Source organism: Photobacterium profundum (genome assembly GCF_003026285.1).
GTDB lineage: Bacteria > Pseudomonadota > Gammaproteobacteria > Enterobacterales > Vibrionaceae > Photobacterium > Photobacterium profundum.
The window spans coordinates 27560-40393 of sequence record NZ_PYOD01000006.1 but is presented as its reverse complement, the minus strand read 5'-3'; the positions used below and the strand labels follow the sequence as shown (position 1 = coordinate 40393).

General features: G+C 43.4%; 13 protein-coding genes. 3 read left to right on the top strand and 10 right to left on the bottom strand.

Translation table 11 applies throughout. From position 1 onward, the window contains the following. Nucleotides 1–141 precede the first annotated feature (141 nt). Nucleotides 142–1017 (top strand): carboxylate/amino acid/amine transporter, encoded by an 876-nt coding sequence (locus C9J48_RS15695; RefSeq protein WP_006233234.1) that lies wholly within the window; start codon nt 142–144, stop codon nt 1015–1017. A 101-nt stretch (nt 1018–1118) separates the two neighbouring features. On the opposite strand, the gene hemB is transcribed toward C9J48_RS15695, so the two are convergent. From hemB to rmuC, 9 genes are all read right to left on the bottom strand, one after another. Next, nucleotides 1119–2168, bottom strand: a complete 1050-nt coding sequence (hemB, locus tag C9J48_RS15690) for a porphobilinogen synthase (protein WP_006233233.1) — start codon at nt 2166–2168, stop codon at nt 1119–1121. Between the two features lie 128 nt (nt 2169–2296). Next, the gene (tatD, locus tag C9J48_RS15685) at nt 2297–3094 is read right to left on the bottom strand and encodes a 3'-5' ssDNA/RNA exonuclease TatD (RefSeq protein WP_006233232.1); all 798 of its coding nucleotides are present in this window, start codon (nt 3092–3094) and stop codon (nt 2297–2299) included. A gap of 82 nt (nt 3095–3176) precedes the next feature. Further along, entirely contained in the window at nt 3177–3938 is a 762-nt protein-coding gene (gene tatC, locus C9J48_RS15680) for a Sec-independent protein translocase subunit TatC (RefSeq protein ID WP_006233231.1), read from the bottom strand. Nucleotides 3939–3949: 11 nt separating this feature from the next. Next, nucleotides 3950–4288, bottom strand: coding sequence for a Sec-independent protein translocase protein TatB (gene tatB / locus C9J48_RS15675; protein ID WP_006233230.1), 339 nt, complete (start codon nt 4286–4288; stop codon nt 3950–3952). Nucleotides 4289–4291: 3 nt separating this feature from the next. After that, complete coding sequence (gene tatA, locus C9J48_RS15670) at nt 4292–4552, bottom strand: Sec-independent protein translocase subunit TatA (RefSeq protein ID WP_006233229.1); 261 nt, start codon at nt 4550–4552, stop codon at nt 4292–4294. Between the two features lie 83 nt (nt 4553–4635). Further along, a complete protein-coding gene (gene ubiB, locus C9J48_RS15665; protein WP_006233228.1) occupies nt 4636–6273 on the bottom strand; it encodes a ubiquinone biosynthesis regulatory protein kinase UbiB in 1638 nt (545 codons plus the stop codon). Then, nucleotides 6270–6881 (bottom strand): ubiquinone biosynthesis accessory factor UbiJ, encoded by a 612-nt coding sequence (locus C9J48_RS15660; protein ID WP_006233227.1) that lies wholly within the window; start codon nt 6879–6881, stop codon nt 6270–6272. The genes ubiB and C9J48_RS15660 overlap by 4 nt, the downstream gene beginning before the upstream one ends. A gap of 7 nt (nt 6882–6888) precedes the next feature. Next, nucleotides 6889–7644, bottom strand: a complete 756-nt coding sequence (ubiE, locus tag C9J48_RS15655) for a bifunctional demethylmenaquinone methyltransferase/2-methoxy-6-polyprenyl-1,4-benzoquinol methylase UbiE (RefSeq protein ID WP_006233226.1) — start codon at nt 7642–7644, stop codon at nt 6889–6891. A gap of 75 nt (nt 7645–7719) precedes the next feature. Next, on the bottom strand, nt 7720–9258 hold the full coding sequence (gene rmuC, locus C9J48_RS15650) for a DNA recombination protein RmuC (protein WP_006233225.1): 1539 nt from the start codon (nt 9256–9258) through the stop codon (nt 7720–7722). Between the two features lie 223 nt (nt 9259–9481). Here rmuC and C9J48_RS15645 point away from each other — a divergent pair, with 223 nt between their 5' ends. Beyond that, nucleotides 9482–10384 (top strand): DMT family transporter, encoded by a 903-nt coding sequence (locus C9J48_RS15645; protein ID WP_006233224.1) that lies wholly within the window; start codon nt 9482–9484, stop codon nt 10382–10384. Nucleotides 10385–10499: 115 nt separating this feature from the next. Here the strand turns inward: C9J48_RS15645 and C9J48_RS15640 are convergent, their stop codons facing one another. After that, nucleotides 10500–11720, bottom strand: coding sequence for a multidrug effflux MFS transporter (locus C9J48_RS15640; RefSeq protein WP_006233223.1), 1221 nt, complete (start codon nt 11718–11720; stop codon nt 10500–10502). Between the two features lie 115 nt (nt 11721–11835). Here C9J48_RS15640 and C9J48_RS15635 point away from each other — a divergent pair, with 115 nt between their 5' ends. Further along, nucleotides 11836–12792: a LysR substrate-binding domain-containing protein gene (locus C9J48_RS15635; protein WP_006233222.1), complete on the top strand. Its 957-nt coding sequence runs from the start codon at nt 11836–11838 to the stop codon at nt 12790–12792. Nucleotides 12793–12834: the final 42 nt, after the last annotated feature.

Here is a 12834-nt window from a genome sequence, read left to right as displayed (position 1 = left end):
TTGATACAATCAACGCCGTTGTATCTTTATGGTTTGGTTCTCAAACCGTGGTTTAAACTATTCCCCTACCTTTTATCCATATTTCAACGGAATCATTTCGGTTAGACTGTCGCCATCTATGGATAATAAATTAAATAAAAAATGGGATATTTATCAGCAATCACCCTGTTATGGGCATTTTCATTTAGCTTGATCGGTGTGTATTTAGCCGGTCAGGTTGATGCATGGTTCTCTGTGCTCACGCGTGTCTTACTTGCCGGTTTAGTTTTTCTTCCCTTTTTAAGAAAGAAAAACTTACACGCTAAACTAGCCATTAAACTGATGATTGTCGGAGCTTTTCAGCTCGGCATTATGTACTGCTTCTATTACCAATCTTTCTTATATTTAACCGTTCCTGAAGTATTATTGTTTACTATTTTCACCCCCATTTACGTCACCTTGATTTACGATCTGCTACATAAACAATTTTCAGCGTGGTATCTACTGACCGCGGTTATCGCGGTGGTTGGGGCTGCGGTAATTAAGTTTGAAGGGATCAATGAGAACTTTATTCTTGGGTTCTTTATCGTGCAGGGGGCTAATTTATGCTTCGCTATCGGACAAGTTGGCTATAAACATATCATGGAGCAAGAGCAGGCGGATCTACCACAACATACGGTATTTGGTTTGTTTTATTTAGGCGCTATTTGTGTCGCATTACCGATGTTTTTATTGTTCGGTAATATCGATAAGTTACCAACAACCAGTACCCAATGGGGCATTTTAGTGTACTTAGGTACGATTGCTTCTGGTCTGGGTTATTTCATCTGGAATAAAGGGGCAACGATGGTGAATGCGGGTGCGTTAGCCATTATGAACAACGCTCTAGTGCCTGCGGGATTAATCGTAAACCTAGTGATCTGGAATCGAGATGTCGATTACTCTCGCTTAATTATTGGTGGCGTTATAATTCTATTTTCATTGTGGTTCAATGAAACGTGGGTTAAGCGCAAAGTCGAGCAAACTAGAATCGCATAACCAATAATCCAAACCTCGCATAAAAAAAGAAGCGAAATACTCGTTAACATTGAGTATCTCGCCTCTTTTCAAGATTCAGCTATAGCAAGAAGTATCAGTTATTACTGAGAACAGCTATCAGCATCCGCTTTACGTGCAGCAGCATCTTCCGCTAACCATTCAGCAACCGATTTAGCAAAGTACGTTAGTACACCATCAGCTCCTGCGCGCTTAAAGCACATCAGTGATTCCATCACAGTTTCACGCTCTTTCAGCCAACCGTTTTGGATCGCGGCCATGTGCATCGCGTATTCACCCGATACTTGATAAGCAAACGTCGGCACTTTTAGCTCGGTTTTCACTCGGCGAACAACATCAAGATACGGCATACCTGGCTTCACCATTACCATATCAGCGCCTTCATTCACGTCCATTGCAACTTCATGTAGGGCTTCATCAGAATTAGCGGGATCCATCTGATACGTTTTCTTGTCACCACCTTTAAGGTTGCTCGACGAGCCGACTGCATCACGGAAAGGGCCGTAATAGTTAGACGCATATTTCGCAGAATACGCCATTATCTGGGTATGAATGTACCCCGCTTCTTCCAATGCTTCACGGATTGCGCCAATGCGGCCATCCATCATGTCAGACGGGGCAACTACATCTGCGCCAGCTTCAGCGTGTGACAATGCTTGCTTAATAAGTACTTCTGTTGTCACGTCGTTAATCACGTAACCTTCTTCATCAATGATGCCGTCTTGACCGTGCGTAGTAAATGGGTCAAGGGCAACATCCGTGATCACGCCCATTTGAGGCACATGTTCTTTTAGCAAGCGCACCGCACGTTGTACTAAACCTTCAGGGTTGTGAGCCTCTGCGGCACAAATACTCTTAAAATCTTGAGAAACAACCGGGAATAACGCAATTGCTGGCACACCTAATTTCGCCAGATATTCCGCTTCTTGTAACATAAGGTCGATAGACAGTCGTTCGATGCCCGGCATTGACTCTACCGTTTCACGGCGATCTTTACCCATCAGAATGAACATAGGGTAAATCAGATCGTTAACAGAGATTTGGTTTTCAGCCATTAAACGACGGCTAAAGTCATGCTTACGCATACGACGCATACGGCGTGCCGGGAAAGCGCCTTGAATAGATACTGACACTGCATATTCCTTGTATGGTTGATTCACTACTGTTTATTAATACCACTCTGGATAAACGTCTAGACTGGTATAAGCCTATAATAATGCGAATGCCATGGCATTATTATCTTAATTCGATAATACCACCCTCATAAAGTTTCGGGAGGTCTGATCACAAAAAACGCCTGCGTTGTCGCACGCGAATTTCGCACTACTTCAGCAGTTTCTTGCTGACGACACTGCGCTATAACACTGGCAATATGGGGTAAATATTGCGGTTCATTACGACTAGATTTTGGTTTTGGTCGGTAATCACGTGGTAACAGATATGGGCAATCCGTTTCAATCATCAAACGATTATCAGGTATCAAATGCACAATATCACGCAATTCAGTGCCACGACGCTCGTCGCACACCCAGCCTGTAATACCGATATGCAAATCAAGATCCAAACACTCTTTTAGCTCTTGCTCACTGCCTGTAAAGCAATGTAAGACTGCCGCAGGTAATTTAGCTCGCCATGGTCTTAGTATGTCGATAAAGCGCTCATGCGCATCACGGCAATGCATAAAAACAGGCAGGTTCAATTCTGCTGCTAACGCTAACTGAGCTTCAAATACTACTTCTTGTTGCGGCCTAGGCGAAAAATCACGATTAAAATCGAGCCCACACTCTCCAATAGCCACCACTTCAGGCTTTGCAGCTAAAGCACGAATATGAGGAAGCGTTAAATCTTCAACAGACTTGGCATCATGCGGGTGAACCCCCGCGGTACTGTAACAATATTGCGGCCACCGCTGCGCCATTTTTTGTGCTTGCTGGCTTTCTTCAATACTGGTGCCCGTTAAGATTAAGCCGGTAACGCCCGCTTCTTTAGCACGAATAATCACATCGTCACGATCTTTATCAAAACGGCTGTTCGTTAGGTTAACGCCAATATCTATCATTTTAAAACCTAATAAATTCAATAATCCTAATCAATACAAACAAAAAAACCGGCTCATCACCGGTTTTTATTATCACAACAGATTACTGTTCTTCGCTTTGCTCAATATCGTCATCTTCTTCTTGGTCTCGAACATAGAAACGTGAGAAGAATAAGCCTACTTCAAACAATATACACATTGGTATAGCGAGTAATGTCTGAGAAATAATATCTGGCGGAGTCAGCATCATTCCAACAACAAACGCAGCCACAACAATATATGGTCGCTTTGTCTTTAAACTTTCTGGGTCTGTTGCCCCCGTCCAGCATAAAAGAATGATGGCTACAGGTATCTCGAATGCAATCCCAAACGCCATAAATAACGCTAAGACAAAATCAAGATAACTGGCAATGTCGGTTGCAACCTGTACCCCTTCTGGCGCAATTCCCGTAAAGAAACTGAACACTAACGGGAAAACAACGAAATACGCAAATGATACGCCACCGTAAAACAACAAAGAGCTGGAGAACAATAACGGCATGATTAGCTTACGCTCATGCTTATACAGACCTGGCGCAACAAAGCCCCATACCTGATATAAAATCATAGGTACAGCAACAAATACTGAAGTGACCAATGTGAGTTTTATTGGTGTAAAGAAAGGCGAAGCAACATCCGTTGCAATCATCGTTGCCCCTTCAGGTAAACGCTCTACCAAAGGTGCAGCCATGAAAGCATAGATGTCGTTTGCAAACCAAACTAGACCAAGAAAAACCACCAAGACACTCAAGATAGAACGCAATAGGCGATTACGTAGCTCAACTAAATGGCTAAACAATGGCTGCGTTTCTTCTACTGTCGACATAGTGATGTAATTTATTCCTGCTTTTGAGAAGTCGTTGTTGAGGTTGACTCGCTTTTTTCAGCATAGGGACGTTGAACATCTGAAGCTGCTTGCTTCAATTCTTCAACCGATTCACGCAACTCTGGCGATAAATCTTTCATTCCCATTTGTTCGGCTTTTTTAAGATTTTCTTGCAGTTCCTGAATTTTCAGTTCTTGCGACAGTTCATCTTTCACCGAATTCGCCATATTGCGAGCGGCGCCAACCCAGCGCGAAACACTACGTATCGCGACAGGTAGACGCTCTGGCCCCAGTACTACCAATCCCACCACAGAGATCAGTATTAACTCCCAGAACCCTATATCAAACACGCGTTAAACCTGCTCTTTGTCTTTTTGGCTCTTTTGAACCTGATCTTCACTTTGCTGCTCTTTGGACAGTGTTTTCTGTTCGAAGTCAGCGTCGGCGTCAGTGTTGTCTTTTTTCACGGTTGGATCTTCATCACCAATCGCTTTTTTGAAACCTTTTACGGCCGACCCAAGATCACCACCAAGAGAACGTAATTTCTTTGTTCCGAATAAAAGAACAATGATCAGTGCAATAATTAGCAACTGCCAGATACTGATACCACCCATGCTTGTTTTACCTCAGCTCTTTGTGGTTAATGACTAATGTTATGTTGAAACTGTGAATGTATATATTGTCGCTTACTTTACCGCTATTTACGGCAAGCTCGCCAACCAAGTAACCAGAACGTGACGCCCATTGCAGCAGACGCTGCAGGAATCGTTTCAACATGGTTACTAAAAAGTATGGCAGAACATACCAATAGAGTCGCGCCGATACCAAAATAGAACCGGGCAAGCCCTTGATAGCGTCGACTCTCCATGAAGTTGTCATAGAGTTTATCGATTCGCTGATTCATTACCTTGCCTTGGCGCAAACTGTCGTAAAGTAATTCTGGCAATTCCGGTAGCTTTTCAGCCCAGAAAGGCGCTTTGCTTTTCACTGCCTCAACAATGGCCTGCGGGCCCACTTGGCGAGACATCCAATCTTCAAGGAAAGGCTTTGCTGTGGTCCATAAATCTAATTGTGGGTACAGCTGACGTCCAAGCCCTTCAACATATAATAACGTTTTCTGTAATAACACAAGCTGCGGTTGCACTTCCATATCAAAGCGACGCGCGGTGTTAAATAGATTCAATAGTACATGACCAAATGAGATGTCACATAACGGCTTCTCAAAAATAGGCTCACATACTGTACGAATTGCAAACTCAAATTCGTCAATATTAGTATCTTGCGGTACCCAACCTGAATCCACATGTAATTCAGCGACCTTGCGGTAATCGCGATGAAAAAACGCTAATAGGTTTTCCGCTAAGTAACGTTTATCTTCACGGTTTAAGGTACCCACAATGCCGCAATCTAATGCAATCCACTGCGGTGTTTCTGGGTTTTCGTAAGAAACAAAAATATTCCCAGGATGCATGTCTGCATGAAAGAAGCTATCACGAAAAACTTGAGTAAAGAAGATATTAACCGCATTTTCGGATAACAGCTTCATGTTGGTGCCATTCGCAATCAACGCATCAATATCTGAAACTTGAATACCATAGATACGTTCCATCACCAATAAATTGGTACTGCTGTAGTCAGTGAACATCTCTGGTACATACAAGGTATCGCTGTCTTCAAAATTACGACGCAACTGGATGCTGTTCGCCGCTTCCCGCATCATATTCAGTTCATCAAGCAACGTTTTTTCATACTCACGCACTACTTCAACAGGGCGTAATAAACGAGCTTCTGGCAATAAACGCGCAACGATATGTGCCATACGATACATCAGTTTGATGTCAGCTTGTATAACAGGAAGAATGTCGGGGCGAATAACTTTCAACACCACTTCGCGCCCATTTTCTTTCAATGTCGCGGTATGTACTTGAGCAATAGATGCTGAAGCAAGAGGTGTTTCATCAAAATCATCGAACCAGGTTTCAATAGGGCCACCTAAAGAGAGCTCCATGTGTTCTTTAGCAAGCTTGCCATCAAACGGTTCAACCTGATCTTGTAGCAAAGCCAGCTGATCAGCGATATGCGGCGGGAAAAGATCACGACGGGTCGACATCATTTGCCCGAACTTGATCCATACCGGTCCAAGTTCTTGTAAGGCTAAACGTAGACGTTCACCTAGTGATTTTTCTGGATGCTGATTTTTAATCCAAAATAATGACTTACGCACCATTTTTGGCATTTTCGTTCGCGGGTCTTCTGGCAGAAAGTCATCGAGCCCATACCGTAATTGGACTTCAATAATTTTATAAAGACGCTTAAATTCAGATGGCGTGATCATGATTGATGGCGCTCTAATAACTGATTAAATCGCGCTTCAAGGCGTGAAGAGTCTGATTTTAAATCATCCACTTGATCAGCAAAATAGGCAATTTCCAAGGCTTGTGGTGCTAGCTTCCACTCTTCGGTAATGATTTCCGCTAAGTCACGCTGACGACGTTCAACACCGCGCTGAATAAAACGCGCACTGTTTTTCAATCCACTAACAACAGTGTGTGCAACGACATCACCGGTATATTGAGACAGCTTTTCTTCAACATCAGGTTTTAGACCACTAAGCAGCGCAGAAAATTGCTGAGCTAATTGAATATCACCTTCTAATGAAAGCTTATCGGCTTTAATCAGTTGGGTCAGATTCGCCTGCTGACGCAATTCAGAGAGCACAGTTAGGTTAAGCGCTAATTGACAATCAACATCACCTTCATAAACAGCCAACACATCAATTTGCTGACTAAATATAAAAATCAGTTGTTTACCAAATTCATTAATCGTTACGCTAATAATTTTTCCGCGTAAACGCGCTAAACGACGCTGGCTTTCAGCATCGTCTTTCAATAGCGTGTTAAGCGAGGTTTCTACCGCGCCAGTGACCAAAGCATCAAATGACATACAGTCCTCAGAACTTAAAACCACGATGCAGCGCAACAATACCACCGGTTAGGTTGTAATAGTTGGTTTGCTCAAAACCTGCATCATCCATCATACCTTTTAAGGTTTCTTGATTCGGATGCATACGGATAGATTCAGCGAGGTAACGATAGCTTTCTGCATCGTTAGCAATCAGCTCACCCATTTTAGGTAACAAGTGGAACGAATACGCATCGTAAACTTTAGATAAAGGCTCAACAATAGGTTTAGAGAACTCTAACACTAACAAACGACCACCGGGCTTCAGCACACGATACATCGAACGTAATGCTTTCTCTTTATCGGTCACATTACGTAAGCAGAAGCTGATAGTGATGCAATCGAAGTAGTCATCAGGAAAAGGCAGCTCTTCTGCATTCGCTTGTACGTAACCTACGTTACCAACAATGCCAGAATCACGTAATTTACTGCGACCAACCTTCAGCATTGAATTATTGATGTCAGCCAAGATAACTTGACCCTCATCCCCAACAATACGTGAGAATTTAGCGGTTAAATCACCCGTACCACCGCCTAAATCCAACACGCGATTACCACGGCGCACACCACTACAGTCAATAGTAAAACGCTTCCATACTCGGTGAATACCTAGCGACATCATATCATTCATAATGTCGTATTTAGCGGCAACGGAGTGGAATACATCCGCGACTAAATTCACTTTTTCGTCCTTGGCTACGGTTCGATAGCCGAAATGAGTCGTATCTTGTGTGGTGTCCGTCATGCTACATCCGTTATGCTTATAATTTGTGTAAATAACCAGCGTAGTGTACTTGATGCTTGAGCTTTGCTCAAAGCACTACGACAAATCATTTACTTCTGAGCGCTCTGAATTACCTCTTTCGGGTAGTTCATTCAAGGTAGATTGCGCTTTTTCTACCAATATTGGGTTTATATCACGCTTAACTTCAACCCCAAGCTGTTTAAATCCTTCCGCTTGGCGAATCACATTGCCTCGCCCTAAGGTCAATTTATTCATTGCCCCTTGATAACTTTGGTTCGCCTTATCAAGTGATACGCCTACTGTTTCCATATCGCTCACAAACAAACGTAATTTGTCGTATAACTTACTGGCACGTTCAGCAATTTGTTTGGCATTTTGATTTTGACGGTCATTGCGCCATAAGTTGTTTATCGTACGTAGCGCCACCAGCAATGTTGTCGGGCTCACCAGCATAATGTTCAAATCCATTGCATCTCGGATCAAGCTTGGGTCAGTCTCTATAGCAGCTTGGAATGCAGGCTCTACTGGTATAAACATCAAGACATAATCGAGGCTATGTAGCCCATGAAGCTGATGATAATCTTTACGGCTTAATCCACGCATGTGCGCTCGTAACGAAGCAGCGTGCTCACTTAGCGCCAACTCTTGTTCTGCAATTGTGTCGGCATTAAAGAAGCGTTCGTACGCGACCAGTGACATTTTAGCGTCTACCACCACATCTTTATCTTGCGGCAAATGCACCACTACATCGGGCTGATAGCGTTTTCCTTCTTCATTTTCTAAGCTGACTTGCGTTTGGTATTCGTGCCCTTCTCGTAAACCGGATTCACTCAGCACCCGTGCCAGTACTACTTCACCCCAATTACCCTGCGCTTTATTGTCCCCTTTTAACGCTTGAGTCAAGTTAACGGCTTCTTGTGCCATTTGTTCATTCAAATGTTTAAGGTTATTAATTTCATGCACTAAGGTGTGGCGTTCACGTGATTCTTGGCTAAAGTTATCATTCACTTGTTTCTTAAAGCCTTCAAGCTGTGCTTTTAATGGGCTTAGAATCGATTCCATGCTGAGTTTGTTTTGCTCATCAACCGTTCGGGTTTTCTGTTCAAACAGCCGGTTAGCTAAACTTTCAAATTGCACCCGTAAACGCTCTTCTGCATTCACGAGCAATGCAATTTTTTCTTCCGCAGCTTTTTGTTCTTCAAAATGACGCGCTTCTTGTTCTCTCAAATCCCCTTCAAGCCCGGCATTGGCTGCTCGTGCATTTTCCAGTTGTTCAGAAAAGTATTGTTTTTCATTTTTCAACGCTTCGAAATGGCGCATTTTTTCTAATGCACCAGCAAGACGACCGTGCATTTGGCGTAATTCATTGGTCAAGCGATCGCGCTCAACATCCAGTTCGTCTAATTCATCATTTCGTTCAGTTAATTGCGTTTGAATTTGCTGTTCACGGCTTTGTGCCAACTGTACACCTGCATCAATCTGCTGTTGGAACAATTGTGCCTGTTGTTGCAAGCGCCCTTTCATCCAGATTGCAGTTAACACACTCGCAATAGTTGCACCGGACATTGCAGCCAATATCGCCAGTACACCACCGTTAAGCCATTCTGCCATCATCATTTAAACCTGAAAAAAGAAAAATATCAGACATAAAGGCTAAGTGGATACTGGATAAATGTCCAGCAGTTATCCGTTAGTGAAAACCAAGTGAAAAATAGTGACCAAAATTACGCGGAGACAATCACAGCGTTGAAAGATGTGATCTAGTTGTTAGAAAAACAATCGCATAGACTAGCGCACTGATCCCCCCTCTTATTATTAACCGAATCGTAGGAAAAAAATGAACGAACGTCATGCGCTCGGATATGGCTTAGCTGCTGTATTACTCTGGTCTACCGTCGCAACCGCATTTAAGATCACCCTTGAATATTTTACTCCTATTCAAATGATGGTCGCTGCCAGTATTGTTTCAGCTATCGCACTGACGGCAATTGCACTCTATCAAGGCAAGCTGCACTTATTAGGTCGAACGTTTACTGCCCGTCCTTTTTATTACCTTACGCTCGGTTTGATAAATCCTTTTGCTTATTACCTTATTTTATTTAAATCGTATGAGTTGCTACCCGCATCTCAAGCCCAACCACTCAACTATAGCTGGGCAATTACCCTGACATTAATGGCAGCGGTATTCCTCGGTCAGAAAATTCGAAAACAAGATTGGGTAGCTTGTGCGCTAGGTTATTTCGGTGTGATAGTGATCGCTACCAAAGGCAATCTTACCGCGTTGCAGTTTGATAGCCCATTAGGTGTCGGGTTGGCCTTATTTTCAACCATTCTATGGGCGATGTATTGGATCTTAAATGCTAAAAATAAAGCCGACCCAGTGCTCGGGGTATTATTGGGTTTTTTGGTGTCGTTACCTTTCTCGATTGGCTTAAGTGTGTATTTGGGCGGTTGGAAACCAGTGCCATGGCAAGGTTGGATAGCTGTGAGTTACGTCGGCCTATTTGAAATGGGGATCACTTTCGTCTTGTGGATAAACGCATTACGCTTAACCAACAATACGGCGCGGATCAGTAACTTGATTTTCATCTCACCGTTTATTTCACTGCTTCTGTTAGCTACGATTATTGGCGAAGAAATTCACCCTTCTACTTTGGTCGGTTTGGTGCTGATAGTCTGCGGCCTCTTAATCCAACAGTGGAAAGGCAAGAAAGCCCCTGCAGCAAACACATCTAGCTAATGCATCGAACGAATAACAAGATAAAAAAAAGCCTGTCACAAAGACAGGCTAACGTTTTACAGGGTTGTCGAGACCCAGCGCCTCTCGAAGAGCAAAGGCGTCTAGTTATAAATTTCTAATTAGCTGATACCGTGTGCCATTTACGACCCACTTTAGACCAAAGAATCAATAAGCCAGGAATCACTAGCCACATTTGAAACGTCAGTAAAATTGGTGGTGAAAAATCTAAACGTTGCGTCAAACTTACCATCAAACCCGCGCCACTCATTTGGAATAAACCCAGTAATGCCGCAGCGGTTCCTGCACGGTCACCAAATGGTGCAAGTGCTTTACCTGCCGATGAACCTAGAACAAATGCAAAGCCAAATGAACAGATAAAGATAGGCAGCATAAATGCCCATGCTTGTGCGATATTACTCAATACCAACATTGCCGCACCAGCACCAATTAATAAGATCAGCCCTGTTTTAAGCGTGCGACGAGTACCAAAGCGATCCATGTATTTGGGTGCGACCATACACGCTAAAATATTGAGTGCGGCATTAATACCAAACCAAATCGTGAATTGCCCCATATCCTGACCGAGTTCCATCATCAACCAAACTGGTGCTGATGTAACGTAAGCCAGAATCACTGCCATTGCTAACATACATAGCGTCGCATGGAATAAGAAAACTGGTTCGCGCAATACTGACATATAACGTTCGAAGCTAATCATCGAACCTTCAATATTGGTATCCGCTGGGCGCGTTTCTTTAAAGCAAATAGCAATAAAGCTACCCGCTACAATCGCAAAACCCGCCATAAAACTAAAGTTAGAACGCCAACCAAATTCGTGGGTTAACCATGAACCAAGAATCGGCGCTAAAGCTGGAATGAAACAGATTGCTCCGTTTAAATAACTGATCATACGACCGCTACGTTCAGGACCAAAACTATCACGCACTGCCGCAAAAGCCGCAACCGATGTTGCACAAGCGCCGAAGCCTTGTAATAAACGCGCCACCAGCAATAAATCTAATGTTTGTGCCCAATACGCCATTGCGGCACTCAATGCGTAAATGGTGATACCACCTAACGCAATAGGGCGACGACCAAAGCGATCAGCTAATGGACCCGCCAAGAGTTGGCCAAGACCTAAACTAAACATGAACCATGTAACGGTATCTTGCACACGGGTTGTATCTACCGCAAATTCCTTTGCCATTGCTGGCAATGCAGGTAAATAAATATCGATCGCAAGAGGACTAAATAAAACAAGTACCACCATTAAGGCGATTAATCTTGTTCCTGATACGGCTGTTGATTGACTTGCCGTTGCTGTTTCTGGCTGCATGTTACTTTCCTATTTAATGACAGCGGCAGTCTAAGGCTTTAGTGATATGAATAGAAATGGTTTATATTCAAACCAGAATTTCCATTTTGGAATATCACTTTTTCAGGGGTGCACTGTGTCATTCGAAAAGCTTGCCCGACTTGATCTTAATCTCTTAGTTTGTCTGCATGTATTGCTTGAAGAGTGCAGCGTTACTCATGCAGCAAAGCGCCTTAACCTCAGTCAATCGGCGGTGAGTAAAACCTTAACGCGCTTACGTGACCAATTTAATGACCCTTTGTTTACCCGTTCTGCTCACGGTATCAAGCCCACCCCTCGTGCGTTGGCATTAGTCCCATTACTAGAACAATTATTACGGGATGTCGAAAACCTTACCGCTCCCGCAATCTTTGAGCCGAAAAGCAGTGATCGTCATTTCAAAATGGCACTGGTAGAAAGTGCTTATCCTTTATTTTTACCGCAGTTTCTTGGTGATATCTTTTCTGAAGGCCCCAATATAATTCTCGATACTCGCGCGTGGGAACGTAATGCCTTTGATAAATTGCAACGCGGGGAAATCGATTTCGGGATCACTGGTAAAGATCTGAACCCCAAAGATGCAATGCTGACATTGATGCCACCTAAAGGCATCATTTCTCAAGAACTATGTCGCGACACCCAGTGCTGCATCGTACGCAAAGAACACCCTATTTTGAGCCCTGACAGCCCTGAATGGGATCAAGACTACTACCTTAAACAGCGCCATATTCAGGTACGATGTGGGCAAGATGATCGCTGGTTATTGGATTATAAATTAGCAGAGCAAGGCCTTACGCGGGATATTGCAATGTATGTGCCCGACTTCAATAGTGCAGCAAGCTTATGCACTCACACAGATTTAGTGTTTACCGCGCCGAGTCACTTCGCAAATTACATTGCTGCTCAATTGGATTTAGTGGTACTGCCTTTACCTTCAGAACTTCCTGCTATGGCTTACACGTTATTTTGGCATCAACATCAAGAAAAAGACCTCGGGCATAGTTGGTTACGTCAAATTATCATCAGTCGTTGTCGTGATTTATCTTCCGTCTAATTGCAGCCAGCCAACAAAAGCGATAACGTAATACGATATGCC